Raw genomic sequence first — 26,953 nt, 5'->3', positions numbered from 1 at the left:
GGAGCGAAGGAACGCCGAGCCCAAGCGAGGGGCCGGACGCTCGGGGCGAGCGTTTTTTTGCTTACTTTTTTTAGGCGCTTGTAAAAAAAGTGAGTCGCCGTAAGGGCGAAACCCTAAGTCGCCGTTACCGCAGAAACGGATATGTACACCACCAACCCAGAACATGGTCGGCCCAAAGGCCGCCAAGATCACAACCGTCAGTAACCGTCGGAGCCGTAATCGACCTCAAAGTCGAAACCCGTAACGCGCTCCACGCCAGTTTCCAGCCGACCATCAGGCAAAAGCCGCAACCATCGATACCCCGGCGCCTGATCACTGACCTTGAAATCATCACTGCCCGGTTCGAACTGAATACACGTCGAAGGCGACGCAATCAGCCGCACCCCCTTGCGAACCTGATCGATCTCCTGATGCACATGCCCCCACAAAACAGCGCGCACCTGCGGAAACCGATCCAGCACGGCAAACAACGCATCTGGATTGCGCAATCCAATCGGCTCCATCCAAGCACAACCAATGGACACCGGATGATGATGGAAACACACCAGATGATGCCGCTCCGGCGCCTCACTCAACGAACGCACCAGCAACTGCAACTGCGCATCCTGCAAGAACCCCGGCACCGACCCCGGTACGGCCGAATCCAGCAACGTGACGCGCCAATTACCGACATCCACCACCGGCTCCAGCAACGCACTCTGCACGGCAGCCTCAGCCATGATCCGCGGCTCATCATGATTACCGGGAATCCAGCGCGCCGGCGCATCAAGCTGCCGCGTCAAGTCGCGAAACTGCTGATAGGACTCCAGCGTCCCGTCCTGAGAAAGATCGCCACTGGCAATAATCAGATCGATCTGTGGCTGCTGAAGCCGCACCAACTCGATGACCTTTTGCAGGCTGTCACGCGTATTCATGCCCAACAACGTCCCGTCCGTCTCGGCAAACAGATGACTGTCGGAAAGTTGCACCAGCAACGCCGAATCGGCGGTGGTCAAAATGGATACGCTCGGCAAGGCGTTCTCCCAAGGCTGAATCACGGATGGATGAGTGCCGCAATTATGCTGGGGGACGATCAAAAGGGGAAACTTGTGAACCTGACGCAGTTCACAGCTAGCGCCCTATCTCCCAAATATGCTCTTTTTTTGGCGGTGGTCATTGTCGTCAGGCAAGGCGCCGCGACGACTCATAGCTGGCTATGGGGAGGAGCGGCAACGCAGCATGGCGACAATGAACACCGCCAAAAATGAGCATATTTGGGAGATAGGGCGCTCAACGAACGACGGCGTACTCATGTCCGCAGGCCAGGCAATGGCTCAGCCATTCGCCCAGAAACATATTCAGTTGAGCCTTCTCGTCCGGCTGATGCATTGAGGCATTCGGGTAAGGATAGATGCCGCGAAAGCGTCGCGCATGTTCGGCGCTGACGACTTCGGCCATGCACGCATCGTGATAGACCTGAACTTCCAGTTGCGGCACCGGTAGCCACGGCAGGCTGTGTTCCTGGCGCACTTGCAGGGTTGTGGTGTACGGACAGACCTGTAGCACTTCGAGGGCCAGCACGCCGAGCATCTGGTCGCCGTGGGTCACGGCAATGCGCCGCGCCTCCGGCTCGTTGCGCATGTCGGGCAACAGTCGCATCAGGCGTGCGTAGTTGGCCTCGCAGGAGGCTTGCAGCCCCACAAGGTCAACCCGATAGCGATCGCGCAGTTTGTTTACGACCATAACCCCCTCACTTCAGCGCGGTTCAAAGCTAGCCATTGCAAGGCAATGATGCTGGCCGCGTTGGCAATTCGTCCGTCGCGTACGGCCTGTAGGGCATCTTCGAACGCCCAGACCGTGACGCGGATATCTTCTGCTTCTTCCTCCAGCCCATGCAGGCCGCCGACGCCGGTGCTGTTGCAACGCCCCAGGTACAAATGCACAAATTCATTGCTGCCGCCCGGCGATGGAAAGTATTTGGTCATCGGCCAGAGCGCCCCGAACACAAGCCCAGCTTCCTCCTGCCCTTCGCGGTGAGCAACTTCTTCCGGCACTTCTTCCTTGTCGATCAGACCGGCGACCAGTTCGATCAGCCATGGATTGTCGGTTTTGCCCATGGCACCGACGCGAAACTGCTCGATCAACACCACTTCGTCACGCTGCGGATCGTACGGCAGCACGCACACTGCATCGTGGCGAACGAACACTTCACGATTGATCTCGCGACTCATGCCGCCGGCAAACAATTCGTGGCGCAAGTGCACACGATCGAGCTTGTAGAAGCCCGTGTAGCACTTTTCGCGCCGAACGATATCAACGGCGGTCGGAATGGCGTTGGCAAAATCAGTCATGACTATCCTCTTTACTGCAAATCCGTTATGAGGCTCCTTTTTGTTACTTGCAACCTCGACTTCGCGCCATCCTAACGCGCCCGCGACCTTTGATGCAGCCCCTTTACAGTCAGCGGGATAGACGGTGAGGGCGAAACCAACTCTAATTAGCTTAGTGGCGAACTGACTGCTTCGTTGAGAGTCGAAGCGGATAACTTTTTGCCTTTCCCTGTTTTATGAAGGACGCCCATGTCGCTTTTTAAAATCGCCTCCGTGGCTGTAATCGCCCTGACCCTGGGCGCCTGCCAGAGTTTGTTCCAACCCAACTACCGGACGCCGCTGGAAACCACCCGCGATGCATCCGAACAGCTGAAACCGGGTTGCACAACACCTGACTGCCCGCTGGTGAACATCGATACGCTGCGCTTCCCGGCCGAACCGCAGCTGGACGGCATCGTCGAAAAACGCCTGCTGCAAATGACCCGCACCTCGCCCGACGCCCCGGTGGCGTCGACGCTGGCAGCGTATCGCGAGCAGTTTTTGAACAGTGCCGGCCCGCGCTACAGCAGCTATCTGCAAGCCAAGGTACGTGAGCAGCATGACGGCTTGGTGATCGTTGAATTCTCCAGCTACCTGGACACCGGCGGCGCCCATGGCACACCAGGCCGCAGCTTCATCAACTATTCACGCCAGCAACACAAAGTGCTGACCTTGTCGGACATGTTGGTGCCGGGTCAGGAAGAAGCGTTCTGGAAAGCGGCGCAAGTGGCGCACAACAGCTGGCTGATCAGCACCAAGCTCGATCAGGAACCGGAGTTCGTGAAGCAGTGGCCGTTCCAGAAAACCCAGAACGTGGCCCTGACGTACGGCGGGGTGATCCTCAAGTACGAAGTGAGCACCATCGCGCCTTACGCGCTGGGTCACGTCGAACTGAAGATCCCTTACCCACGCCTGAACGGTATTATCAAACCCGAGCTGTTTCCTGGCCGTAACTGAAGGCCCGACCCAGCACGAGTTGCAGCAGCCCTGCCAGAATCAGTGACGGCAGGGTTGCGCCGATGTCCGGATAAAGATTAGCCAGCAAATGATAGGTGCTCACGCCGCCCAACCAGGCGAGCAACGCCGGCCAGCGCAATGCGGCTGACGCCACGCGAGCACTGCGCTTGCGCAGAATGAAGTGATCCACCAGCACCACGCCGAACAGCGGCGCAAACACCGAACCGATCAACAGCAGGAAGTTCTGATACTGGGCCAATGGCGCCAGGCACGCGATCAGTGTGCAGATCACGCCGATGGCCAAGGCCAGGTGCTCGACTTTCAAGCGCAACAGAATCCCGCTCGAAACCGCTGCCGAGTGAATATCGGCAAAAGCGTTTTCCGACTCATCCAACAGGATCAGCAGCAGCGGAATCCCCAGACCCGCGCCAGCCAATGCCAACAGCAAGGCATTCACTTCACCGCTCGGCGCGAACGCCAGGGTGTAGGCCACGCCCAGGCTCATCAGCCAGAAGTTACCGATAAAGAAACCCAGCGCCGTGCCGCCGAACACGTTTTTCGCACGCTTGCCGAAACGCGAGTAGTCGGCAATCAGTGGCAGCCAGGACAGCGGCATGGCGATGGCAATGTCGAAGCCCACGGCGAACGACATCGAACCGTCACCGGCCTGCGCCCACAACGTCGGCAGATCAGCCTTGGCGAACAGGTTCCAGGTCAGCCAGATGCACGCGGCCAGCAGCAACCAGATGCCCCACTTGCGCAGGATCTGACGGACGAATGTCAACGGACCACTGACGGCCAGCAAGGTTGCCAAGCCACCAAAGAACACGGTCCAGAGCAGCGGATTCGACAGCAGACTGCCTTCGCTGAACGCCCGCGCGCCGAGCAGGCTGGCGGCGTCGCGCATGACGATGATTTCGAACGAGCCCCAACCGATCAGTTGCAGCAGGTTCAGCACAGCCGGCAGGCTCGCGCCTTTTGCACCAAGGCTGAGCTTGAGCGCAGTCATCGATGACAGGCCGGTGTCGCTGCCGATCACGCCGACGGCGGCCAGCAATAAAACCCCGACCAGCGTGCCGAGGAAGATGGCCAGCAGCGAGCCGGACAGGCCCAGACCTGGCGCGAGCAATGCACCGGTCTGCAGGACCATCAGGCCGATGCCGAGGGAGAACCACAGGGAAAACAGATCGCGGCCGCCGAAGACACGTTTGTCTTTGGGCACCGCGATATCAGGGGAATACGTGCTGGGTTGAATGCTCAAGGGGGTTATCTCAGAGGGACATTTGTTGTTCTTTTGATCGCCATCGCGAGCAAGCTCGCTCCCACATTGGATTTGTGTCGTACACACATCCCCTGTGGGAGCGAGCTTGCTCGCGATGAGGCCCTTTCAGGCCCCGCCTTTTAGGGGCAGATCAAACCTTCTTGTACAGCTGACTGCCTTCCTGTTTGAACCGCTCCGCCTGGTCCGCCAATCCCTGGGCGACTTCGGCGTCGACGGTTTCGATGCGCTGGTTGGCCGCGTATTCGCGGACTTCCTGGGTGATCTTCATCGAACAGAATTTCGGTCCGCACATGGAGCAGAAGTGCGCGACCTTGGCCGAATCCTTCGGCAGGGTCTCATCGTGATACGAACGAGCCGTGTCCGGATCAAGGCCCAGGTTGAACTGGTCTTCCCAACGGAATTCGAAACGCGCCTTGCTCAAGGCATTGTCGCGGATCTGCGCCCCCGGATGCCCTTTTGCCAGATCGGCGGCATGCGCGGCGATCTTGTAGGTAATGATCCCGGTCTTCACGTCATCCTTGTTCGGCAGGCCCAAGTGCTCTTTCGGCGTCACGTAGCAGAGCATGGCGCAACCGAACCAGCCGATCATCGCCGCACCAATACCCGAGGTGATGTGGTCGTAGCCTGGTGCGATGTCGGTGGTCAGCGGGCCGAGGGTGTAGAACGGCGCCTCGTCGCAGCACTCAAGCTGCTTGTCCATGTTCTCTTTGATCAACTGCATCGGCACGTGGCCCGGGCCTTCGATCATGCACTGCACGTCGTGTTTCCACGCGATCTTGGTCAGCTCACCGAGGGTTTCCAGCTCACCGAATTGTGCAGCGTCGTTGGCGTCGGCAATCGAGCCCGGACGCAGGCCATCGCCCAGCGAGAAGCTGACGTCGTAGGCCTTCATGATTTCGCAGATGTCTTCGAAATGGGTGTAGAGGAAGTTCTCTTTGTGGTGCGCCAGGCACCACTTGGCCATGATCGAACCGCCACGGGAAACGATACCGGTGACGCGTTTGGCAGTCAGCGGCACGTAGCGCAGCAGCACGCCGGCGTGGATGGTGAAGTAGTCGACGCCCTGCTCTGCCTGCTCGATCAGCGTGTCGCGGAACAGCTCCCAGGTCAGGTCTTCGGCAGCGCCGCCGACTTTTTCCAGGGCCTGGTAAATCGGCACTGTACCGATCGGCACCGGCGAGTTGCGGATGATCCACTCGCGGGTTTCGTGAATGTGTTTGCCGGTGGACAGGTCCATGACCGTGTCCGAACCCCAGCGAATGCCCCAGGTCAGTTTCGCCACTTCTTCTTCGATGGACGAACCCAAGGCGCTGTTGCCGATGTTGCCGTTGATCTTCACCAGGAAGTTACGGCCGATGATCATCGGTTCCAGTTCGGTGTGGTTGATGTTGGCCGGAATGATCGCGCGACCACGGGCGATTTCTTCACGGACGAATTCAGGGGTGATGATTTTCGGCACGCTGGCGCCGAAGCTGTGACCGGCGTGTTGCTGGTCCAGCAGGCCGGCGGCACGGGCCACTTCGAGCTTCATGTTTTCGCGGATGGCGACGTATTCCATCTCGGCGGTGATGATGCCTTTGCGGGCGTAGTGCATCTGGCTGACGTTGGCCCCGGCCTTGGCGCGGCGCGGGTTGTTCACGTGGGCGAAACGCAGCTTGGTCAGCTCCGCATCGGCGAGGCGTTCCTGGCCGAAGTTGGAACTCAGACCCGGCAGACGCTCGGTGTCACCACGGGATTCGATCCACGGCGAACGCACATCGGCCAAGCCTTTGCGCACGTCGATGATGACGTTGGGGTCGGTGTACGGGCCCGAGGTGTCGTACACAACGACAGGCGCGTTGATCTCACCGCCGAAATCGGTCGGGGTCACATCAAGGCTGATTTCGCGCATCGGCACGAGGATGTCCGGGCGAGAGCCCTGAACATAGATTTTTTGCGAGCGGGTAAACGGCTGAACCGATTGCTGATCGACTTGGGCCGAATCACTCAGGTTCGTAGTGTTTTTTAGTTTTATCGTCATCACGGGCTCTCCAGACACATCCAGGCAGTGGATTTTTGTCGGAGCGAACCTGTAATCGAATGGACGCACGGGCGCTGGGAAAACCAGCTGTGCTGTGCTCAGTGCTCGAGGGGTGTTCGATTGTCGAACAACATCCCGGACGAAGCACAAGAGGACTCGCCGGGTGACGAGAAATCTTGTTCCCTACGCAGGCGCTAACCTGATCAGGTTCAACGGGATCCGAAATTATTCGATCTCAGCCTCATAGCAAGGCACCCCGACAAGAACCCGGCCAGTCTAGACACAACTGGCAAAGAACGCCAACACCGCGGTAAACACCATGATGAATGGCGTAATTACAGGATTGTTGCCATGCGGATGCCCAACTACACTCGCACCCCATTCCCCGCCTTGACGCTGTGCGGGCTGCGCCGTACCTTTGGCGCTCAAATTATCAGCGTAATTTTTTAGGGATCGCCTCATGCTGCGCAAACTTTCACTGGCCGTTGCCGTGTCTTGTGCGTCCTACGGAATGGCCTGGGCAGCAGAAGCGCCCTTATCGACCAAGACGGATCTGGTCAGCGTCTACCAGGAAGCGGTGGACAACAACGCCGACCTCGCTGCAGCCATCGCTCAATATGGCGCCCAGAAAGAAGTCGTACCCCAGGCCCGCGCCGGGCTGCTGCCGAACCTCTCTGGCGGTGCCGAAATGGCCAACGTGCGCACGTCGATCGATCAGCCCTCGTCCACCTTCAGCCGCAATGCTCATTCGTATCAGGCAACGCTGGCGCAACCGCTGTTTCGAGCCGATCGCTGGTTCCAGTTTCAGGCCGCCAAGGACGTGAATGAACAGGCTGCGTTGCAACTCTCGGCGACCCAGCAAAACCTGATTCTGCAGACCGCCGAAAGCTACTTCAACGTATTGCGCACCCAGGACAACCTGGCCTCGACCAAGGCCGAAGAAGCTGCATTCAAACGCCAGCTCGATCAATCCAACGAGCGCTTTGATGTCGGCCTGTCGGACAAGACCGACGTGCTGCAATCGCAAGCCAGTTACGACACCGCACGAGCCAACCGGATCGTCGCTCAGCGTCAGGTGGATGATGCGTTTGAAGCGTTGATCACCCTGACCAACCGTCAGTACAACTCGATTCAGGGCATCGTCCACACCCTGCCGATCCTGCCGCCATCACCTAATGATGCCAAGGCCTGGGTCGATACCGCTGCCAGACAGAACCTGAATTTGCTGGCAAGCAACTACGCCGTCAGCGCCGCTGAAGAAACCCTAAAGCAGCGTAAGGCAGGCCACGCGCCGACCCTGGATGCCGTGGCGAAGTACGAGAAAGGTGATAACGATGCTCTCGGCTTCAGCAACCCCAACTTCTTAGGCCAGCCTTATAAGGGCAACGTGGATCAGACGACGGTGGGCCTGCAACTAAACATCCCGATCTACAGTGGCGGTCTGATCAACTCCCAGGTGCGCCAGTCATATGCACAGCTGGACCAGTCCGAGCAGCAACGTGAATCCCTGCGTCGGCAAATCGTCGAAAGCACCCGCAACCTGCACCGTGCGGTGAACACCGATGTCGAGCAAGTGCAGGCGCGCAAACAGTCGATCATCTCCAACCAGAGCGCGGTGGAAGCCACCGAAATCGGTTATCAGGTGGGCACGCGAAACATCGTCGACGTGCTGGATGCGCAGCGTCAGCTGTACACCTCGGTGCGCGACTACAACAACACCCGCTACGACTACATCCTCGACAACCTGCGCTTGAAGCAGGCTGCGGGCACCTTGAACCCGGGGGATTTGCAGGACCTGGCGCGTTATCTCAAGGCCGATTACAACCCGGATAAAGACTTCCTGCCGCCGGATCTGGCCAAGGCTGCGGCCGAGCAGTTGAAGTCAAAACCAACGCAATAAAAAGCAGAAGATCGCAGCCTCGTTTTACTCGACAGCTCCTACAGGATGAATACAAATCCCCTGTAGGAGCTGTCGAGTGAAACGAGGCTGCGATCTTTTTATTTCAAGCCACGTGGCCTAACGCTCGATCAACCGCCCCAACCCATCCAGCAACCGCTGCAACGCGCCCTGATTGGTGCGCATCACTTTCAACCCCGCCTCCGCCATCCGCTGCGCATCGCGCGGCAACTCGAACAGACGCTGCACCGCCAGCGACAGACCTTCGGCATCCTCCACTTCCTGCAACGCCCCGGCACTGCGCAGTTGCGCGGCGATTTCGAGGAAGTTAAACAGGTGCGGACCACTCAACACCGGTTTGGCCAGAGCCGCCGGTTCCAGCAGGTTATGCCCGCCGTTCGGCACCAGACTGCCGCCAACAAAAGCGCTATCAGCCAAGGCATACAGAAACAGCAACTCACCCATAGTGTCGCCCAGCAGCACCGATGTACCCGCGGTGACAGGTTCGCCAGTGGAACGACGGACCGTGGCGAAGCCCTGCTGCCGACACAATTCAAACACCGGGTTAAATCGCTCTGGATGGCGCGGTACCAGAATCAGCAACGCATCGGGATGATTGGCCAGCAACTGACGATGGGCCGCCAGCACCACTTCGTCTTCACCGTCGTGTGTGCTCGCGGCGATCCACACCGGACGCTCCTGCGCCTGCCATTGCGCACGCAACTCGGCGGCACGCTGAAGCAGTGCCGGGTCGATGGTCAGATCAAACTTGATCGAGCCGGTCACTTCCACGGTTTGCGAACGCGCACCCAAATCGCGGAAGCGCTGGGCCTCTGCCTCGGTCTGCACCGCGAACAGGCTCATCTCGGCGAGCATCGGCTGGGTCAGTTTCCTGAAGCGGCCATAGCCCCTGGCCGAACGCTCGGACAGTCGCGCATTGGCCAACGCCACCGGAATGCCGCGCTTCGCACATTGGTGAATGTGGTTGGGCCACAGTTCGGTCTCCATGATCACCGCCAGTTTCGGCTGGACCCGATCAAGGAATCGCTTCGCTGCGCAAGGCAAGTCGTAAGGCAAATAGCAGTGCTGGATACGCGGCTCATTGGCGAACAGCGCCTGGATGCGCTCCGAACCGGTCGGGGTCATGCAGGTCACGGTAATGGGCAACTGTGGATAACGTTGCAGCAAGGCGCGAATCATCGGCGCCGCGGCAATGCTTTCGCCCACCGACACCGCGTGCACCCAGATGCCGCCCGTTTTCATCGCCGGTAACCCGAGGGAGAAACGTTCGCCAATGCGCTTGGCGTACGCCGGCGCCTTGCGCGAACGCAGCCACAGCCGAATCGCTACCAGTGGCAGCCCCAGGTAAAACAGCGCGGTGTAGAGAGTTCTATTCATGGCGGCGGAGTTTATCGGCTTTTTTCACCGATCGTCTGCAAGTGCACGGCAAAACGTTCGGCCAACCAACGAGCTGCCGGACCCAGAGGCTCATCGCGGCGCCAGACCAGCTCAACCACCAGCGCTGGTGGGGTCCATTCGCTGACCAGTTCGACCATCAGGTCCTGATACGCCGGGTACTGCACCACGTGGCGCGGCAGCCAGGCCCAGCCGAGCCCGCGCACCAGCCATTCAGCCATCACGTAGAAACTGTCGGCCCGCCAGACTTGCGGGCTGGCCGGCTCGCTGCCGGGGTAGACGCTGGACTGCGTGGACATCAGCAATTGCCGATGCTGCGCCATTTGCTGGCAATCAATCTGCTTCTGCTTGGCCAATGGATGCCCAACACCGCACACCGTCACCATTTCAACGCTGCCCACCACCCGCCGCTCAAGGGCCTCGGGAATCTGATCGTGATAGAACAGCAAGCCCAAATCGGCACGCCGCTCCACCAGTTTGCGCGCCACATCGCCTTGGGCCGCGCTGGTCAGTTGCACTTCAAGGCTGGGAAATTTTTCGGCCAGCGCTTCGAAGCTTTCGATGATCGGCTGATAAGGCATCGCCTCATCCTGGGCCACACGCAAACGAGCCTCCTGGCCGCGCATCATGGCCAGCGCCCGACCGTTCAGGCGTTCGCACTGGCGCAGCACTTCCCGCGCCTCTTCCAGCAAGGCATTGCCGGCCTCGGTGAGTTTCGGCTGGCGGCCGCTGCTGCGGTCGAACAGGCTGACACCCAGGTCCTCTTCCAGCAGCGCAATCGAACTGCTGACCGCCGACTGCGCCTTGCGCTGATCCCGCGCCACCGCCGAAAACGAGCGCTGCTCCGCTACGCTGACAAACAGCCGCAGCTGCTCCAGATTCCATTGCGTGTTCATGGCTAAACCCATCTTCATAACAGATAGGTAATGACTTTACCGCATCTGGAGAATCTCTAGAATGCCGACCTCAGAAAGCAACACTTCACACGAGGATGCACCCATGACCGCTTACTACTACCTGGCCATTGCCATCTGCGCCGAAGTGATCGCCACCGTTTCGATGAAAGCGGTCAAAGGCTTCAGCACCCCGCTGCCGCTGATTCTGGTTATTGTCGGTTATGGCATCGCCTTCTGGATGCTCACGCTGGTGGTGCGCAGCGTTCCGGTGGGCGTGGCTTACGCCGTGTGGGCCGGCATGGGGATCGTGATGGTCAGCGTCGCGGCACTGTTTATCTACGGGCAGAAGCTGGATGTGCCAGCGATGCTGGGGATGGCGCTTATCGTACTGGGCGTCGTAGTGATCCAACTATTTTCCAAAACCGCCGGGCACTAAGACCTGGAATACGATCCATTGTGGGAGCGGGCTTGCTCGCGATGACGGTATTGGATTCAGCATCAATGTTGACTGACTCACCGCTATCGCGAGCAAGCTCGCTCCCACAGGGATTTGCATTTGCCCTGTTGATCACCAACAAATCCCCTCTTCGTCGAGTCTGTATACTGCGCCCTCGTCTTGAACACTGAGGTCGCTGCATGCCATCCGTTATTTCCACCGACGTTCTGATTGTCGGCGCTGGTGTCGCCGGCCTCTGGCTGAATGCGCGCCTGCGCCGCCAGGGTTTTTCGACCGTGCTGGTGGAAAGCGCCAGCCTCGGTGGCGGGCAAAGCGTGAAATCCCAAGGCATCATCCATGGCGGCGCCAAGTACGCATTGCATGGCGCCTTGACCGGTGCCTCGGAAGCCATCGCCGACATGCCTCGGCGCTGGCGTGAAGCCCTGGCCGGTGACGGCGAACTGGACCTGACCGGCGTGCGCCTGCTGTCCGAAGCCCATTACCTCTGGTCCCCCGGCACGATCGCCGGCAACCTCACCAGTTTCTTCGCCAGCAAGGCCGTGCGCGGCCGTGTCGATCAGGTCAAGGGCGAGCAACTGCCACCCGCCCTGCAAGACAAGCGCTTCAAGGGCAAGGTCTATCGCCTGGCGGAACTGGTGATTGACGTGCCGAGCCTGATCCAGCGCCTGGCCGATCTGGCGGGTGATGGTTTGCTCGCCGGTCAGAACATCGAACCGTTGCTGGAAGGTGGCGTTCTGGTCGGCCTCAAAGTCGACGAGCGCGAAATCCGCGCCCAGCGCATCGTCTTGAGCGCCGGTGCCGGTACGGCAGCGCTGCTCGAAGCGCTGGGGCTGAGCCAGCCCGCCATGCAACGCCGGCCGCTGCACATGATCATCGCCAAAGGCCCGGGCCTCAAACCACTGTATGCCCACTGCCTGGGCGGCGGCACCAAGCCGCGCATTACCGTGACCACCCATCCGGCCGCCGATGGTCAGTGGGTCTGGTATCTGGGCGGCGATATCGCTGAAGCCGAAGGTGTCGCCCGCGAACCCTCCGAGCAAATCGCCACCGCGCAGAAAGAACTTGGCCAGTTGCTGCCATGGATAGACCTGAGCACAGCGCAATGGGCCACTCTTCGAGTGGATCGCGCCGAGCCACTGCAATCGGGACTGACCCGTCCTGATAATGCATTCCTTGCCGAAGAGGGCCGGCTGCTGGTCGGTTGGCCAACCAAACTGGCACTGGCTCCGGACTTTGCTGATCGCGTCATCGCGTCCTTGCAGCGCGACGGCATCCAGCCGAGTAATTCTGCCCCACTGCCCGACCTGCCAAAACCGCCGATGGGCGTCCCTGCCTGGGAGCAATTGCTGCCATGAGCCAACCGACCTTGCACGATCTGCATCGCCCGCTGGGTAGCACCGGCCTGCTGGTTTCGCCACTGGGCCTGGGCACGGTAAAACTCGGCCGCGACCAAGGCGTGAAGTACCCCAACGGTTTCCAGATTCCCGATGACGACGAAGCGCGCATGCTGCTCAAACTCGCGCGCGACTTGGGTATCAACCTGATCGACACTGCCCCGGCCTATGGCCGCAGCGAAGAACGCCTCGGTCCGTTGCTGCGGGGTCAGCGTCAGGATTGGGTGATCGTCAGCAAGGTCGGCGAAGAGTTTGCCGACGGTCAGTCCCATCATGACTTCAGCGCCGCTCATACCCGGCTGTCGGTGGAACGTAGTCTGCAACGACTGGAAACGGACTTCATCGATCTGGTGCTGGTGCACTCCGACGGCAACGACCTGGCGATCCTCAACGACAGCGAAGTCTATGCGACCCTCGCGGCGTTAAAGAGTGAAGGCAAGATTCGCGGCTTCGGTTTTTCCGGAAAAACCGTCGAAGGTGGTTTGAAGGCTCTGGAACAAGGTGATTGCGCGATGGTCACCTACAATCTGAACGAACAGAACGAGAAGCCGGTCATTGACTATGCTGCTGCTCACGGCAAAGCCATTCTGGTCAAAAAAGCCCTCGCCAGCGGTCATGTTTGCCTGAGCCCGGGCGTCGACCCGGTGCGCGCCAGCTTCGAGTTGTTGTTTGAACATCCGGGTGTTGCCAGTGCTATTGTCGGGACCATTAATCCGCTGCACCTCGCCCATAACGTCGCGACCGTTGCCCAGGTCCTACGTAGAAACTGATGCCGCCCACGCGGCCTTAAGCAGGAGCCGACATGCCGCGTACGCTCATAAGAAAGAACCCGAGCAACTTCAAGACCCTGCCGTTATTTGTCGAAGCGACTCCCGAAGGCCTGAGCTATCAAAGCGTCGGGATGCCGCTCAATTTCTCCCAGACGCTGCAACGTCGCCGCCCGGTGACGGTAGCCGACACTCAGCGGTTTTCGCTTGAGCTGGCCAACCTCGGGGTTTCGGTGCGCCTGACCCTGCATTGGCAGAACCGCGATTACTGGGTGTTGGTGCGCCAGCGTCGGCAAGACCGTGGCGACGTGGTGCTCAAGCTGATCTCCGGTTACGTGCCCGCCCATGAGCTGAACCTGCCGCTGCACACCGCGATTCAGGAAATTGCCGAAGAGTGCCTGCTGGAGACCCCGGAAGGCTGGCTCGGCGGGCGCTTCAACGACACCTGGCTGCCGGCGCCCTACTCGTCCGCGCTGCATTATCGCGAAGCCCTGCCGTTTCGCCTGACGCCGTTGTCCGGTTCGGCGCGGCCGGTGCGTTGTGCCAAGATGCAGTTGATCGAACGCCCACGGGCTTACGTGCATTTGCCGACGGCCTCGCTGCAATTGATCTATGACTTGCGCCTGGACGTGCCCAAGGAAGCCAAATCCCTGAGCCTGTTTCATGTCGACGAACGACTGGAAGGCGATCAACTGGTGGCCCGCCTCGATCGCAAACGTCCCGATTTGTATCTGATGCCACTGCAGGACGGCCAGCCGATGGCCGAGCTCTATACCTTGAAAAAAGATCAGCTGTACCCGGCGAGTACGCGCGGGTTGTACCTGGCAGAGAGTTTTGCCCGGCAGGAAGGCTGGCTGGTGAGGGATGAGCGGATTCGCTGGAAGGATTGGGTGCGGCAACAGGGGTTGAGCCCGCCGGGGAAGGACTCCGGTTTAGCGCGGTTGCGTGGGAAGGCGAAGCAATTGCTGAAGAGAATCGTACCGCGTAAAAAAGTCAGCTCCTAAAAGCAAAAATCAAAAGATCGCAGCCTCGTTTCACTCGACAGCTCCTACAGGGAATCGCATTTCAATGTAGGAGCTGTCGAGTGAAACGAGGCTGCGATCTTTTCTGGCATCACTCGGACTTGCGGATTTTCTCGACAATCGCGGTAGTCGAGCTGTTTTCCACCAGCCCCAGCACTTTCACCGTTCCGCCGTAAGCGGTCACGATGTCCGCACCGACGACCTGCTCGATTCCGTAGTCCCCGCCCTTGACCAGCACATCCGGCTTGACCTCGCGCAGCAGGTTTTCCGGGGTGCCTTCAGCGAAGCTGATCACCCAATCCACGGCGCCCAGACCTGCCAGTACGGCCATGCGACGGTCGACGCTGTTGATCGGACGACCCGGCCCTTTCAGGCGGCTGACCGACGCATCGTCGTTGACCGCAACGATCAAGCGATCGCCCTGGGCCCGCGCCTGTTCGAGGTAGGTCACGTGGCCGGCGTGCAAGATGTCGAAGCAGCCGTTGGTGAAGACGATCTTCTCTTTATGCGCACGCGCATCATCGACCGCCAGCAACAGCTGCTCAAGGCCGAGTACACCGCGTTCGGAACCTTCTTCACGCTGGATGGCGCGACGCAGTTCCGGTGCGCTGATGGCTGCCGTACCCAGTTTACCGACCACGATACCCGCCGCCAGGTTGGCCAACGCCACCGCGTGAGGCAGTTCTTCGCCAGCGGCAATGGCGGCCGCCAGGGTGGAAATCACCGTGTCGCCGGCACCGGTCACATCGAACACTTCACGGGCACGGGCTGGCAGGTGCAGCGCCGGATGATCCGGACGCAGCAAGGTCATGCCGTGTTCGCCGCGGGTCACCAGCAACGCGCCGAGATCGAGGTCGTGCATCAGCTGCGCGCCTTTGCTCACCAGCTCGTGCTCATCGGCGCAACCGCCGACGATGGTTTCGAATTCGCTGAGGTTCGGGGTGATCAGGCTCGCACCACGGTAGATCGAGAAATCCTTGCCCTTGGGATCGGCCAGCACCGGAATGCCACGGGCACGTGCCGCCTGGATCAGCACCTGATGGTTTTTCAGCGCGCCTTTGCCGTAATCGGACAGCACCAGCACCTTGATGCCTTCGAGCAATTCGTCGACTTGCTCGCCCAACGCCAACGCGTCGGTGGCGAAAGGTTCTTCGAAGTCGATACGCAACAGTTGCTGGTGACGGCTCATGACCCGCAGCTTGACGATGGTCGGCTGGTGCGCGATGCGCTGGAACAACGCCCGCACGCCAGCGCCCTTGAGGCTATTGGCCAGGCTGTCGGCGGCTTCATCGTCGCCGGTCACGCCGACCAGCGAGGCCGGTGCACCGAGGGCGGCAATGTTCAACGCAACGTTGGCGGCACCGCCCGGGCGGTCCTCGATTTGCTCGACCTTGACTACCGGTACTGGCGCCTCAGGGGAAATCCGTGAGGTACCACCATGCCAGTAACGGTCGAGCATGACATCGCCGACCACCAAGACAGGGGCTTGATCGAATCGCGGCATGGACAACTTCATGGAGCAACCCACATACAAAATGAACAGGGGCGCGATATTAACACAGGGTTGGCGTGGGCTTGTGTGACGGCTGCAACGGGATGATTCGGCGGGGCTTTCTGCTCATTTATTGATCAGAAAATCCGACCGCGGTGCGCAGATTTATTCAGGCTTGGCCAAGAAGGGTAAAGTCTGGATACCCATCACCGAGCGCATTGCACGCAGGGTGTGCAAAAGAGGTGAGCCAGGCTCACCCCTTTTGTGGGGTCAGGCGATGTCGCCTACCGGGGCATCGAGGCCCATCGCATGCAGGCGCGAGTAGTAGCCATTTTGCGCGAGCAATTGAGCGTGGGTGCCGCGCTCGACGATTTCACCATGGTCCATGACCAGGATCAGGTCGGCTTTCTCGATGGTCGACAACCGGTGAGCAATCACCAGCGTGGTGCGACCTTTCATGACCTGATCCAGTGCCGCCTGAATGTGCCGCTCGGACTCGGTATCGAGTGCCGACGTTGCCTCGTCGAGAATCAGCAACGGTGCATTCTTCAACAAGGCCCGGGCAATCGCCAGGCGCTGACGCTGGCCACCGGACAGCAACACGCCGTTTTCGCCGACCTGGGTGTCCAGGCCTTGCGGCATCTCCGAGATGAAGTCCATCGCGTAAGCATCCGTCGCGGCCTTTTCAATGTCGGCACGTGGTGCGCCGGCCAGGTCACCGTAGGCGATGTTGTTGGCGATGGTGTCGTTGAACAAGGTCACATGCTGCGTCACCTGCGCCACGTGCCGACGCAGATTGCGCAGACGATAGTCTTCGATTTCCACGTCATCGAGCATGATTTCGCCGGTTTCGTGGTGATAGAAACGCGGAATCAGGCTGGCCAGGGTCGACTTGCCGCTACCCGAGCGACCGACCAGGGCGATCATTTGCCCCGGTGCCGCCGTGAAGCTGATGTTCTTCAGCACTTCACGCTCGGTCCCTGGATAGGTGAAGCTCAGGTTGCGCACTTCCAGGTGACCGCTGACGCGATCGCGCTCGACGGTGCCCTGGTCAATCTCTGGCTCGACGTCCAGTTGCTCGAAAATGCTCTCGGCACCGGCCACGCCTTTCTGGATTGTCGAGCTGACTTCCGACAACTGCCGAATCGGCTTGGGCAACAGACCCGCCGCGGTGATGTAGGCCACCAGGTCACCGGCGGTGGCATCGCCGCGCAGGAACAGCACCAGGAACATCAGCACCGCCATGGCGGTATAGATCACCAATTGCAGCATGGGCGTGTAGACCGCACCGGTCTTGGTCATGCGCAGTTGTTTGTCGGTGTTGCCCTGGCTGGCTTCGGCGAAACGACGCTCTTCATAGCTCTCGCCGCCGAAGCTGCGCACCACGCGATAGCCCTGGATGGTTTCGGAGGCCACGTGAGTCACGTCGCCCATCGCCACCTGGATCTTCTTGCTCTGCTTGCGGAATTTTTTGCTGGTGCTGCTCACCATGATCGCGATGATGGGCAGGATCGCCAGCATCACCAGGGTCAGTTTCCAGTTCATCCACAACAGGTAAGCAAACAGGAACACCACAGTCAGGCCTTCACGAATGACCACTTTGATGGCGTCCGTGGCAGCACCGGTGACCATGGTCACGTTGAAGGTGATGCGCGAAATCAGGTGCCCGGAGTTATGGGTGTCGAAATAACGGTTGGGCAATACCAGCAACTTGTTGAACAGCTCGACACGCAAGTCGTGGACCAGCCCAAGGGAGACTTTGGCCAGGTAATAGTTACCCAGGAAAGACCCCAGGCCTTGCCAGGCAGCGATCAGGATGATCAGCAGCGGCACCGCCATCAGCAACTGCAAGTCTTGCAAATAGGGAACAGTCGGGAAGAGCACCGCTTCGGGGTTGCTCAGGCCATCGACGAAATATTTGAGAATCCCTGCGAGCATGGGCTGCGTCGAGGCAAAAATCACAAAGCCGACGATACTGATGGCAAACATGCCCCAGTACGGGCGCACATACGACAGCAGGCGCAGGTAAATCTTCAAGCTCGACGGCGCAGGCGAATCAGGGCTGGTCATGAGAACCCGTTGTATGAGAAAAGAGCCCGCGAGTGTAACACAGGCCATTTTAGTCGCTGAGCTGCGGTAACATGGCCGGCTATCCATGCCTCACGGCGCCCAACCCGGAGTATTGATGCAAGCGCTTGATCACACCCGATATCTCGCCCTGCGCGAGGGAGCACAAGTCCTTGAAGCGGATGGTTCGGGGGACAAGGTTCTGCGGTTGACGGACGGTTCAATACTCAAACTGTTTCGCCGCAAACGCCTGCTGACGTCGGCCGCGTGGTACCCGTACGCCAAACGCTTTGCCGACAACTGCGATGCGTTGCGTGAACGGCACATCCCCTGTCCGTCGATTCGTCAGGTTTACCGTATTGCGAGTATCGAGCGCGATGCCGTGCACTACGATCCACTGCCAGGCCAGACCCTGCGTCAGCTGCTGGACATCCAGGGCGATGCCGATCCGTTGCGCGGTCAATTAGGGGTCTTCATGGCCACCTTGCATGAGCGGGGGATTTACTTTCGCTCGGCGCACCTGGGCAACATCGTGCTCACACCCGAACATCAGTTGGGCCTGATCGACATCGCCGACATGCGGGTGTATCGCCGTCCGTTGCGCAAGACTCTGCGGCTGCGCAACTTCAAGCATATGGTGCGTTACCCGCAAGATCGGCAATGGCTGCTCGACGGTCGCGGCGAAGTTTTCATGCACCATTATGGCCAGACCCAGAGCATCTGCTCCCCGGAAGAGTTGAGCGTCGCCCTGCAAAAATGATCTGACTGCCTTCGCCTCCGGGGAGGAGGCGAAGGCCATGCATTACGCCAGCGCGGGTTGTCGCGCCTTCAGCACGCGAGAGAGGATCATCGCGGCGGGCAACAGCACCAGCGGCCACAACTCATCAGGGTTACCGATCAGCAAACTGCCATCGAAATTCAGCATCACCAGCGCACACGCCAGGTACATCCCCCACGCGTCGCGCAGGCGCCAGGCCTGCCAAAGGCTTGCGGCCATCAACGCTACGAACAACGCCAACGCGACCCCGCCGCTGTACAGCCCCAGTGCTACGAAAATGTTGTGCGGATGCTGAATCGGCATCCAGCCATCGAGCACCTGGGCGGTGTGAAAGTTGATGCCGCAGCCCAGGGCCCAGCCGCACTGGCGCCACTCGCCGACCATGATATGAAAGATTTCGATACGGTACGAATCGCCTCGAGTCCAGAGGGACTGGAACCAGGCTTCGTTGTGCACCATCAGGAACAGCAGGCCTAAAACGACCGCGCCAATCGCCACCGCAGTGCCAACCAGCCGCGGCTTGAGGTAAATGCCGTAAAGCAACCAGATGCCAAACAGGAACACGGCCCCCACAAACGCAGTACGCGTCTGCAGGACGAAGGCTACCGCGAACACCGACAAAACGATGGCCAGGCCACCTTCGATATACTTTCGTTCCCTGAGCCAGATTGGCAGCGCCAACGCCAACGCACAGAACAGCCAAATGCTGGCGTAGATGACGTTCTCCAAGCGTGCCGGAAGTATCGCCACCCGGCCGCCGATGGCGAATTCACCGGTTGCCCAACCGTAGAGCGCGCTGCTGAAAATGTACAACGTCAGGATCCAGAACTGAGCGCGAATAAACGCCGCGCTGCGGAAGAACTGCGGATCGGTAAGGGCGCCGGCCACCATGACGAACATCAGTACATAGAAGACGTGTTTGTAGAACTGCATCTGCCCTGCAATCGTCGCAGGCACCAGAAACCATAGAATGAACGCCAGCCAGCCCCACGCCAGCGGCTCCTTGAGCAAGCCCGCACCGCGCTCCTTGATCAGGAAGACCAGGCCCGGCAATGCCATCAGGGCGTAGAACAGGTTATTGGTCCACTTCGACGACCAGCCCACCACAAAACTCAAAAGAAACAGACAGAGCACCGTTCCGAAATACGCCATGGTGTTCTTTCCTGGCTTCATGCCGCTAAATTCCATGGACCACCCAACCTATTGCCAGACCCAAGATAAGAGCTGCGATCAGCTTCAGCCGATCGAGACGTTTACGTCGTAATTTGTTCTCCCGCTCCTTCGGAACCACCACATGCTCACCGAAACCGGTGTGCAATACCGCGTCGTTTTCCAGAATCAACGCATAGCGATTTTCGCCAGCATACAGACGCGACAAGTCTTTTTCCCCGGAAAATCCGGAAAATGGTGCATGCAACAAGTAATCCGCACGACGGCGCAGCCCTGGATTAAAGGAAAAACCTTGCCACTCGGCTTTTTGCGAGCCCAGCACGTAGAAAGGAATGCCATGGCTGACTTTACGCTCACTCAGGAACACGTAAGGACTGTGAACCATCAGGTCATGATTGAAGCTGCGCAGCCACACTTGCAATGCCTGCGGATCTTCCTCCAGCAGGCATTGGGACTCTTCGATGAACCCTTCGCGGTAGAAATCCCAGTCGTCTTCACAGTGGAAAATCCACGATGTCTGCACCTGAGCGTAAGCGGCGTCGATGGATCGCAACTGGCCCAGGCGTGGCTTGTTGATGAAGAACTGGGTATGCGCCCTCCAGTGCTCTGGAATACAGGCCTCTACGGCGCTGTCGCCGGAGTCCTCTGTAATGAACACTTTACGGATGGGAGCCGTGTTGTACCGGTCAAACGTCTCGAGGGTACGCTTCAACAGATCGAAGCGACCGCAACTAGTGATTACTACCGAAATGTCGCTAGTCTCGCTGAACAGCATTTATTTGCACCGCACCATTGGTTGTTTAATCACCCGGCTTCACAGCCCCAGCGACAAGCGTAATCTTTCTTTCCAGCCCAGCGGGACATGATCGCGTAGCGGCGCACGCAGGGCGTCGACAATCGCATGCCCTACAGCCCGGAACGTGTAACGCTGTTCTACCAAAGCCTGTCCGGCCAATGAAATGGTCTCGGTCAGCTGTGGGGACTCGCGCAACACCGCCAGTTTTTCCCTGAGTTCGTCGCGGGTTCGATAGAGCACGATGTTGTGCATATCGACGAATCCTAGCGCGCGATTCTCTGCTTCCCCTTGATCGTAAGCAAACAGCACACAACCACAGGCCATGGCCTCGAAATTCTTGATCATGTATTCGCCCATGCCGACGTCGGCACTCACGAAGTAACGGATCCGGCTCAACGTCTCGCAGTATTCCTCACCCGACTTGGTGCGGGTGATCAGCAGGTTCTCCACTTCGGCCACGGACTCGAGCATGGCCTTGCGTCCGGCATACGCCACGCTGTTGAGACTGCCGACAAAACCCAGCTCGATATCCCGTTCACGCTGGCAGTTTTGCAACAGCGCCTGATCGTAGCCCTTGGGCACGAAATGCGCGTCAAACCCTTCCTCACGCAAGCGCTGGCTGACCATGAAACCCGAGCTGATCACCCGCGCCCAGGGTAGCTTGCGGTAATGCGCACTGAACTTGCCGGTGTACTTGCACGGGATGTAATTCTGGTACGCATCGTGTTCCAGAATAACCAGATTGGGCAGGGTCTGGATGAACCTCACCTGTCTGATTTCTTTTTTGAAGCGCAGGAAAAAAACAATCCGGTCGTAACGGGTCACATCGACGTGCTTGCGAAAGTATCCACGCAAGTCGTCCTGCTCCGCGCTGGTCAGCTCGCGCTTGTCGCAGTCGCAGTGCTCGGCGATACCGTCATACAGTCGATCGAGGATCGCTCGCTGCTCTTTCTGCACCAGAAACAGAACTTTCAATTGGTCTCTCTCTTTCCAGACAGCTCTTGGACCCAAAATAATTCGTGGCGTCGCACCGCTTTACGGAAGAACTCGTTTTCGCCGAAAGCCGGCCAGTGTCGGGCCGCCAGACAACGCTGGATCGCCCGGCGAAGTAGACGCTTGAGGGGAAGTCGGGGCTGAAGGTCGTGCATCATGCCCAACGACATAGCCTTGTGCCACTGCTTTTCGGTCGACAGACAAAGCGCCCAGGGCCGCAACGGTTCGTGATTATTGATCTGTGGCGGCAGTGTCACGCCGGTGCTGGCATCACCCATTGGCCAGCGATCGTTGTCGTGTAGATGATTAGCGTAATGCAACAAGGTTTCGGGCTGCCAGGCTGTACCGCTCAGTGCCTGCATCACCGCTTGCTGTGAGCATAGATGGTCTGGGTGCGGGTCGAAACGCGGATGTGGCAAAACGATGACCTGAGGCTGGATACGCTCGATCAACTCACTCAGGTCGGCCAGCAGATTGTTCCAGGACGGTATGCCATCGACGTCACTGCCCAGGGCAAACGGATTGAACCGTCGAAAATATCGGGTATCGCCAAGCTGTGCCTCACGGGACACCACGGCCTCGGCCGGCGCGCTTTGCATGGCGGACAATTGCAGGCAGAAATACCCCAACTGAATGCAGCGTTCCTGAGGTACGCCGCCCCACAGCGGCACGCTGATGCTATCCCAGGCACGAAGCGAGCCTTTCAACCGGGACGCTTCGACGCCATTGAGCCCCATTTGCTGATAGTGCTCTGCCTCGATTTCACCGGCGGTCAAGGTCACGATCCAGCTTTGACTGGCGCTGCTGTACAAACCGAATGCAGCCAACTCGGCATCGTCGGCGTGGGGCGCGATCACCATCACCCGTTGACGACTGTAATCCGGATGCTCGAACGCCCTGAGCACCGGCTCACCCAGCAGTCGGCAGAAACGCCCACGCAGGCGTAACTCACCTTGTGACAGAACCTGCGCCTGACCACTGAGGTTGAGGTAACGCAGGCCGTTCACACCACGCTCGAAGGTTTGTCGGTCCGGGTTATCCCCCCCCGACAACTCGACCACGGGATCGATGAAGCGCCCCAGCCAGGTGCTTTTTATCCGCAGCGCCAAAACCAGAGTGGCGTCGTCGACCAGCATGACACCGTCGTCCAGGCGCAAACGCTCACCGTCAAGGTGAACCTTGGGCTGCTGGGTGTACGGTGGAAAGCTGTATTGGTAATCGTCTTTGGGCGAATAAAACAGGTGGTCGGCGAACCAGGCCTCGTGGGCAATCCAGCCCAGAACCGCGAGCACCAGCGGCAGCCACCAGGTCACCAGCACGCCCATGGCAATCAATAGCACCAGCGCGACGAGCAGACCAATGCGTTTGTTGCGCCGATGGCGCTTGAGCAATTGCTGTTTGCGGTTCATGGGCTGACTCATACGGTGAATACCGGCACAGGATTGCACCAGCGATCCTTGTATTCACGATCGGCGCGACCGAAAGAAAAGCGCAGCGGTTTGTTCAACGCCCGGGCATGCTCCCAGGCGCTTTGCGTATTGAGAAAACTCAGCACGCTGCCCGGACTGAATTCGCGGGTTTCGGGATCGACGCCGCCATTGATGTACTCGACGCTGATCCACTGCGGTGTCTCGACACGGTAGACCAGTTGAATCGCTATCGGCGCATCGTTGAGGAAAATCACCGAGCCGATCAACAAATCACGCAGCAACTCGATGACCTCAGCCATGCGCTCGGCCCCCGTCGCCGGGAAACCCCAGCGACGCTGGAACAGGTCGCAATAGATCGCCGCCAGTTCACTGCTGGAAAACTCCGCGACCGGCCGGACCACTCCACCCGCTTCTTCCAGCAATCGCAATTCACGGCGCTGGTTGTAGCGAAACTTCTTCGATAGCTCTTCGGGAGTGCGGGCCATCGCCAGCTGTTCAGCCTGCAACTTGATGCCGGTGAAGCGTCCTTCATTCAGCGCCGACAGGTAACGCCCACGATGACGCAGCGGCGCTTGTGCATCGGCAGCGGCCGGCAGGATGAATTCGGCATTACCGAGGTCGAACAGGCCTTTTTTACCGCAGCGTTTGAGCACGTCCTTGGACAAGGCGAGGTCGCGGCCCCAGGTCGGGATCGCGGCTTTGACTTCACCGTTTTGCTCCCAGGCCAGGTAGCGCACAGGAATGTCGGCCAACTGCGCAAGCCGCTCGACCACCACGGGATGAGTGGCGACGCTGCCGCCATAACGTTGCCAGGCTTGAGCATATGTCGAGGCGTCGACTACCGCCCAGCCACGTTCACGCCAGCCTTGAAATCGGTTGAGCATCAGCCCCTCGGCGCCAGTTCGGTAACGTGCGGCAAACGCCAGAAAGCATCGCGCACCGCGCGGTCGGAGAAGCGCTCACGCAAGCGATCGAGCATCAGCTCGGCGCACTGGTGACGTTGCTGCTCGTCCATCGCGGCCAGATGTTGCAGCCCTTGAGCCAAGTGTTCGGCATCGCCCAGCGGAAACAGAATACCGACGCCCTCGACCACTTCTTTCGCCCCGCCACACGCCGTGGCGAGCAAGGGCACACCGGCAGCCATGGCCTCCAGCAGCACCATGCCGAACGGCTCGTGATCGGAACTCAGGGCAAACACATCGAAGGCACGGAAATAACGCCGAGCCTCAGGCACCTGACCGAGAAACAGCACGCGGTCGCCGATACCCAACTCACGGGCCAGGGCCTTGAGGTCCTGTTCCAGTCGACCGGCACCGAGAATCACTAACTGGCTGCTGGCCGGCAAACCCGGCAACGCCGCGGCAAAACCGTGCAGCAGCGTGGTCTGATCCTTGTCCGGATGCAGCCGTCCGACATTGCCGACAACCCAGGCATCCGGCGCCAGGCCGAGGGTTTCCCGGGCCTCGCGAACCGACACCTGGGTGTCCTGCAAGGTCTGCACATCGATACGGTTATAGAGCGTCTGAATCCGCGCCGCCGGCCACTTCGGCAGGCAATGGCGCATGTCGTCGCGCACGGCATCGGAAACCCCGAGCAGGCTCAGGCGCTTGCGGAAAATATTCGCGAAGAGTTTGCGTGTGCCGCGTTTGTAATCGTCAAACGCGTGATGCACGCCAATCACCGGCAACGACGTGCCGAGCAAGGCGATATAAATAGGCTTGAAACGGTGGGCGATGCAAAAGCTGAAATTGCGCGAGGCGGCGATCTTGCGCAGATCGCTGATGGCGCCCAGCTTCAGGCCACGAATGGCCTTGGAGCTGTATTCCATGAACAGCACTTCATCGGAAGCACAGCCCGCGGCGACTTCAGCATCGGCAGCCCCGGTCAAAAACACCGTGGTCACTCGATACCCGGTCCCCGCGAACAGGCTGGCGTACTGCCGGGCGCAGTCCAGAAACGGCCCGTCATAGCCGTGACAGAACTGCAGCACATGGCGTTCAGCCGAGCGTGTCATATGCGTCCGCGCCCTCTTTGACCACCAGGATGTCTTCCATGATCAGATACTGTAGATCGGAACCGAAGAACATGTTCAGGGCGTCCGTCGGCGAGCAGATCATCGGCTCGCCGCGACGGTTGAGCGAGGTATTCAGCGACACGCCATTACCGGTCAGCACTTCCAGCGCCTTCATCATGTCGTAGTAGCGCGGGTTGTATTCGCGCTTGAGCACCTGGGCTCGCGAGGTGCCGTCTTCATGGACGACTTCCGGCACGCGGGTCTTCCACTCTTCCGCCACTTCAAAGGTGAAGGTCATGAACGGCGCCGGGTGATCGATCTTGATCATCTGCGGTGCAACGGTGTCGAGCATCGACGGGCAGAAAGGCCTCCAGCGCTCGCGGAACTTGATCTGGTGGTTGATGCGGTCAGCCACGCCAGTTGCACTCGGGCAACCGATGATCGAACGACCGCCCAAGGCGCGCGGACCGAATTCCATGCGGCCCTGGAACCAGGCCACCGGGTTGCCATCGACCATGATTTTGGCGATGTTTTCCGGCATGTTCTCAAGCTTGCGCCATACCGGCTTGCTCGGGTGGCGGGCACACGCGGCGAGCACGTCTTCGTTGGTGTACGACGGGCCGAGGTAGACGTGTTCCATCTTCTCGACCGGCACACCACGGGCGTGGGACACATAGGCCGCCGCGCCGACCGCGGTGCCGGCATCGCCGGACGCAGGCTGCACGAACAGTTCTTTAACGTCATCGCGGGCGATGATTTTCTGGTTCAGCTTGACGTTCAACGCACAGCCACCGGCGAAGGCCAGTTTGCCGGTTTCCTTGAGCACGTCGCCCAGGTAATGGTCGATCATCTGCAGCGAGATCTTTTCGAACAGCGCTTGCATGCTCGCGGCGTAGTGGATGTACGGCTCGTCGGCGATGTCGCCTTCGCGCTTGGGACCCAGCCACTCGATCAGCTTCGGCGAGAAGTAGAAACCTTTGCCCTTCTCTTTATAACGACGCAGGCCGATGACGTTGGCGTAGTCGGTGTTGATCACCAGCTCGCCGTTCTCGAACGAAGCCAGGCGCGAGAAATCGTACTTGCTGGCATCGCCATACGGCGCCATGCCCATGACCTTGAACTCACCGTCGAGCATCTCGAAACCGAGGAACTCGGTGATCGCGCCGTACAGGCCGCCGAGGGAGTCCGGATCGAAGAATTCCTTGATCTTGTGGATCTTGCCGTTTTCGCCGTAACCGAAAAAGGTCGTGGCGTACTCACCCTTGCCGTCGATCCCGAGGATCGCGGTTTTCTCTTTGAAACCGGAGCAGTGATAAGCGCTGGAGGCGTGGGCCAGGTGATGCTCGACCGGCTCGATCTTGATTTTCTTCGGATCGAAACCCAATTGCTCGAGGCACCAGACAATCTTGTTGCGATAGCGCTTGTAGCGACGGTTACCCATCAGGATCGCGTCGAGCGCGCGGTCCGGGGCGTACCAGTAACGCTTGGCGTAATGCCAGCGAGCCTTGCCGAACAGGCTGATCGGCGCGAACGGAATCGCTACCACATCAACGTCGGATGGCTTGATGCCGGCCTGCTCGAGGCAGAACTTCGCCGACTCGTAAGGCATGCGGTTCTTTGCATGTTTATCGCGCACAAAGCGCTCTTCCTCAGCCGCCGCGACCAGCTTGCCGTCGATGTACAACGCTGCGGAAGGATCATGGCTAAGGGCGCCGGACAGGCCAAGAATCGTCAATGCCACAGGGGTCTAGCCTCTT

The 26,953-nt window shown here is 59.5% G+C and carries 23 protein-coding genes and 1 riboswitch; of the genes, 7 read left to right on the top strand and 16 right to left on the bottom strand.

All coding sequences use genetic code 11. The features are described from left to right. Window positions 1-197 precede the first annotated feature (197 nt). The 3 genes from cpdA to VD17_RS26710 all read right to left on the bottom strand — a co-directional run bounded on the left by cpdA (window position 198) and on the right by VD17_RS26710 (window position 2,330). Window positions 198-1,013 carry a 3',5'-cyclic-AMP phosphodiesterase gene (gene cpdA, locus VD17_RS26725; protein WP_046056455.1) on the bottom strand — a complete coding sequence of 272 codons (816 nt, stop codon included), beginning with the start codon at window positions 1,011-1,013 and terminating at the stop codon, window positions 198-200. Window positions 1,014-1,269: 256 nt separating this feature from the next. After that, entirely contained in the window at window positions 1,270-1,722 is a 453-nt protein-coding gene (locus VD17_RS26715) for a DUF1249 domain-containing protein (protein WP_008153350.1), read from the bottom strand. Then, a complete protein-coding gene (locus VD17_RS26710) occupies window positions 1,713-2,330 on the bottom strand; it encodes an NUDIX domain-containing protein (RefSeq protein ID WP_046056453.1) in 618 nt (205 codons plus the stop codon). The genes VD17_RS26715 and VD17_RS26710 overlap by 10 nt, the downstream gene beginning before the upstream one ends. Window positions 2,331-2,558: 228 nt before the next feature. On the opposite strand from VD17_RS26710, the gene VD17_RS26705 reads away from it, so the two are divergent. Continuing rightward, window positions 2,559-3,305 (top strand): RsiV family protein, encoded by a 747-nt coding sequence (locus tag VD17_RS26705; protein WP_046056452.1) that lies wholly within the window; start codon window positions 2,559-2,561, stop codon window positions 3,303-3,305. Here the strand turns inward: VD17_RS26705 and cytX are convergent. Both cytX and thiC read right to left on the bottom strand, forming a co-directional pair. Then, a complete protein-coding gene (cytX, locus tag VD17_RS26700; protein WP_046056451.1) occupies window positions 3,274-4,566 on the bottom strand; it encodes a putative hydroxymethylpyrimidine transporter CytX in 1,293 nt (430 codons plus the stop codon). The two genes, VD17_RS26705 and cytX, sit on opposite strands and share 32 nt — an antisense overlap. 151 nt (window positions 4,567-4,717) lie before the next feature. After that, a complete protein-coding gene (gene thiC, locus VD17_RS26695) occupies window positions 4,718-6,607 on the bottom strand; it encodes a phosphomethylpyrimidine synthase ThiC (protein ID WP_046056450.1) in 1,890 nt (629 codons plus the stop codon). 163 nt (window positions 6,608-6,770) lie between these two features. Beyond that, window positions 6,771-6,876: riboswitch (TPP riboswitch) on the bottom strand. Window positions 6,877-7,067: 191 nt separating this feature from the next. Between thiC and VD17_RS26690 the strand changes: the two genes are divergently transcribed. After that, window positions 7,068-8,507, top strand: coding sequence for a TolC family outer membrane protein (locus VD17_RS26690; protein ID WP_046056449.1), 1,440 nt, complete (start codon window positions 7,068-7,070; stop codon window positions 8,505-8,507). Window positions 8,508-8,624: 117 nt separating this feature from the next. Here the strand turns inward: VD17_RS26690 and waaA are convergent, their stop codons facing one another. Together waaA and VD17_RS26680 are read right to left on the bottom strand one after the other, a co-directional pair. After that, window positions 8,625-9,902, bottom strand: coding sequence for a lipid IV(A) 3-deoxy-D-manno-octulosonic acid transferase (waaA, locus tag VD17_RS26685; RefSeq protein ID WP_046056448.1), 1,278 nt, complete (start codon window positions 9,900-9,902; stop codon window positions 8,625-8,627). Between the two features lie 11 nt (window positions 9,903-9,913). Continuing rightward, the gene (locus VD17_RS26680) at window positions 9,914-10,816 is read right to left on the bottom strand and encodes a LysR family transcriptional regulator (protein WP_046056447.1); all 903 of its coding nucleotides are present in this window, start codon (window positions 10,814-10,816) and stop codon (window positions 9,914-9,916) included. A gap of 103 nt (window positions 10,817-10,919) precedes the next feature. Between VD17_RS26680 and VD17_RS26675 the strand changes: the two genes are divergently transcribed. The 4 genes from VD17_RS26675 to VD17_RS26660 all read left to right on the top strand — a co-directional run bounded on the left by VD17_RS26675 (window position 10,920) and on the right by VD17_RS26660 (window position 14,438). Then, window positions 10,920-11,252 (top strand): DMT family transporter, encoded by a 333-nt coding sequence (locus tag VD17_RS26675; protein ID WP_008027887.1) that lies wholly within the window; start codon window positions 10,920-10,922, stop codon window positions 11,250-11,252. A gap of 200 nt (window positions 11,253-11,452) precedes the next feature. Then, window positions 11,453-12,628, top strand: a complete 1,176-nt coding sequence (locus tag VD17_RS26670) for an NAD(P)/FAD-dependent oxidoreductase (protein WP_046056446.1) — start codon at window positions 11,453-11,455, stop codon at window positions 12,626-12,628. After that, window positions 12,625-13,437: an aldo/keto reductase gene (locus tag VD17_RS26665; RefSeq protein ID WP_046056445.1), complete on the top strand. Its 813-nt coding sequence runs from the start codon at window positions 12,625-12,627 to the stop codon at window positions 13,435-13,437. The genes VD17_RS26670 and VD17_RS26665 overlap by 4 nt, the downstream gene beginning before the upstream one ends. Window positions 13,438-13,469: 32 nt before the next feature. Continuing rightward, window positions 13,470-14,438, top strand: coding sequence for a hypothetical protein (locus VD17_RS26660; protein ID WP_046056444.1), 969 nt, complete (start codon window positions 13,470-13,472; stop codon window positions 14,436-14,438). A gap of 109 nt (window positions 14,439-14,547) precedes the next feature. On the opposite strand, the gene hldE is transcribed toward VD17_RS26660, so the two are convergent. Together hldE and msbA are read right to left on the bottom strand one after the other, a co-directional pair. Next, window positions 14,548-15,972 (bottom strand): bifunctional D-glycero-beta-D-manno-heptose-7-phosphate kinase/D-glycero-beta-D-manno-heptose 1-phosphate adenylyltransferase HldE, encoded by a 1,425-nt coding sequence (hldE, locus tag VD17_RS26655; RefSeq protein WP_033055483.1) that lies wholly within the window; start codon window positions 15,970-15,972, stop codon window positions 14,548-14,550. A 246-nt stretch (window positions 15,973-16,218) separates the two neighbouring features. Then, the gene (msbA, locus tag VD17_RS26650; RefSeq protein ID WP_046056443.1) at window positions 16,219-18,018 is read right to left on the bottom strand and encodes a lipid A export permease/ATP-binding protein MsbA; all 1,800 of its coding nucleotides are present in this window, start codon (window positions 18,016-18,018) and stop codon (window positions 16,219-16,221) included. Window positions 18,019-18,133: 115 nt separating this feature from the next. Between msbA and VD17_RS26645 the strand changes: the two genes are divergently transcribed. Beyond that, a complete protein-coding gene (locus VD17_RS26645) occupies window positions 18,134-18,775 on the top strand; it encodes a toluene tolerance protein (protein WP_046056442.1) in 642 nt (213 codons plus the stop codon). A gap of 42 nt (window positions 18,776-18,817) precedes the next feature. Here VD17_RS26645 and VD17_RS26640 read toward each other — a convergent pair whose 3' ends face one another. Genes VD17_RS26640 through VD17_RS26610 form a run of 7 tightly spaced genes read right to left on the bottom strand, consistent with a single transcriptional unit; the run spans window position 18,818 to window position 26,937 of the window. Next, window positions 18,818-19,966 carry a hypothetical protein gene (locus VD17_RS26640; RefSeq protein WP_080932078.1) on the bottom strand — a complete coding sequence of 383 codons (1,149 nt, stop codon included), beginning with the start codon at window positions 19,964-19,966 and terminating at the stop codon, window positions 18,818-18,820. A gap of 4 nt (window positions 19,967-19,970) precedes the next feature. Further along, window positions 19,971-20,738, bottom strand: coding sequence for a glycosyltransferase family A protein (locus tag VD17_RS26635; RefSeq protein WP_046056440.1), 768 nt, complete (start codon window positions 20,736-20,738; stop codon window positions 19,971-19,973). Window positions 20,739-20,777: 39 nt separating this feature from the next. Further along, entirely contained in the window at window positions 20,778-21,734 is a 957-nt protein-coding gene (locus VD17_RS26630; protein ID WP_046056439.1) for a glycosyltransferase family protein, read from the bottom strand. Beyond that, on the bottom strand, window positions 21,731-23,161 hold the full coding sequence (locus VD17_RS26625) for a PIG-L deacetylase family protein (RefSeq protein ID WP_046056438.1): 1,431 nt from the start codon (window positions 23,159-23,161) through the stop codon (window positions 21,731-21,733). Before VD17_RS26625 ends, VD17_RS26630 begins: the two co-directional genes overlap by 4 nt. A gap of 8 nt (window positions 23,162-23,169) precedes the next feature. After that, window positions 23,170-24,066 (bottom strand): antimicrobial resistance protein Mig-14, encoded by an 897-nt coding sequence (locus VD17_RS26620; RefSeq protein WP_046056437.1) that lies wholly within the window; start codon window positions 24,064-24,066, stop codon window positions 23,170-23,172. Then, on the bottom strand, window positions 24,066-25,196 hold the full coding sequence (locus VD17_RS26615; RefSeq protein WP_046056436.1) for a glycosyltransferase: 1,131 nt from the start codon (window positions 25,194-25,196) through the stop codon (window positions 24,066-24,068). The genes VD17_RS26620 and VD17_RS26615 overlap by 1 nt, the downstream gene beginning before the upstream one ends. Further along, complete coding sequence (locus VD17_RS26610) at window positions 25,180-26,937, bottom strand: carbamoyltransferase family protein (RefSeq protein WP_008146248.1); 1,758 nt, start codon at window positions 26,935-26,937, stop codon at window positions 25,180-25,182. Before VD17_RS26610 ends, VD17_RS26615 begins: the two co-directional genes overlap by 17 nt. Window positions 26,938-26,953 lie beyond the last annotated feature (16 nt).

It is taken from the genome of Pseudomonas fluorescens (assembly GCF_000968015.1).
GTDB lineage: Bacteria > Pseudomonadota > Gammaproteobacteria > Pseudomonadales > Pseudomonadaceae > Aquipseudomonas > Aquipseudomonas fluorescens_W.
The sequence above is the reverse complement of the archived record's forward strand: the minus strand, read 5'-3'. Positions and strand labels throughout refer to the sequence as shown.

Bases quoted from the DNA above. Each gene is read 5' to 3' on its own strand.
- msbA (WP_046056443.1), bottom strand. From the start codon at position 18,018: ATGACCAGCCCTGATTCGCCTGCGCCGTCGAGCTTGAAGATTTACCTG.
- VD17_RS26625 (WP_046056438.1), bottom strand. From the start codon at position 23,161: ATGAACCGCAAACAGCAATTGCTCAAGCGCCATCGGCGCAACAAACGC.
- VD17_RS26640 (WP_080932078.1), bottom strand. From the start codon at position 19,966: ATGAAGCCAGGAAAGAACACCATGGCGTATTTCGGAACGGTGCTCTGT.
- VD17_RS26635 (WP_046056440.1), bottom strand. From the start codon at position 20,738: ATGCTGTTCAGCGAGACTAGCGACATTTCGGTAGTAATCACTAGTTGC.
- VD17_RS26690 (WP_046056449.1), top strand. From the start codon at position 7,068: ATGCTGCGCAAACTTTCACTGGCCGTTGCCGTGTCTTGTGCGTCCTAC.
- VD17_RS26660 (WP_046056444.1), top strand. From the start codon at position 13,470: ATGCCGCGTACGCTCATAAGAAAGAACCCGAGCAACTTCAAGACCCTG.
- VD17_RS26675 (WP_008027887.1), top strand. From the start codon at position 10,920: ATGACCGCTTACTACTACCTGGCCATTGCCATCTGCGCCGAAGTGATC.
- thiC (WP_046056450.1), bottom strand. From the start codon at position 6,607: ATGACGATAAAACTAAAAAACACTACGAACCTGAGTGATTCGGCCCAA.
- waaA (WP_046056448.1), bottom strand. From the start codon at position 9,902: ATGAATAGAACTCTCTACACCGCGCTGTTTTACCTGGGGCTGCCACTG.
- VD17_RS26715 (WP_008153350.1), bottom strand. From the start codon at position 1,722: ATGGTCGTAAACAAACTGCGCGATCGCTATCGGGTTGACCTTGTGGGG.
- VD17_RS26680 (WP_046056447.1), bottom strand. From the start codon at position 10,816: ATGAACACGCAATGGAATCTGGAGCAGCTGCGGCTGTTTGTCAGCGTA.
- VD17_RS26665 (WP_046056445.1), top strand. From the start codon at position 12,625: ATGAGCCAACCGACCTTGCACGATCTGCATCGCCCGCTGGGTAGCACC.
- VD17_RS26615 (WP_046056436.1), bottom strand. From the start codon at position 25,196: ATGACACGCTCGGCTGAACGCCATGTGCTGCAGTTCTGTCACGGCTAT.
- VD17_RS26670 (WP_046056446.1), top strand. From the start codon at position 11,453: ATGCCATCCGTTATTTCCACCGACGTTCTGATTGTCGGCGCTGGTGTC.
- VD17_RS26705 (WP_046056452.1), top strand. From the start codon at position 2,559: ATGTCGCTTTTTAAAATCGCCTCCGTGGCTGTAATCGCCCTGACCCTG.
- hldE (WP_033055483.1), bottom strand. From the start codon at position 15,972: ATGAAGTTGTCCATGCCGCGATTCGATCAAGCCCCTGTCTTGGTGGTC.
- VD17_RS26620 (WP_046056437.1), bottom strand. From the start codon at position 24,066: ATGCTCAACCGATTTCAAGGCTGGCGTGAACGTGGCTGGGCGGTAGTC.
- VD17_RS26710 (WP_046056453.1), bottom strand. From the start codon at position 2,330: ATGACTGATTTTGCCAACGCCATTCCGACCGCCGTTGATATCGTTCGG.
- VD17_RS26645 (WP_046056442.1), top strand. From the start codon at position 18,134: ATGCAAGCGCTTGATCACACCCGATATCTCGCCCTGCGCGAGGGAGCA.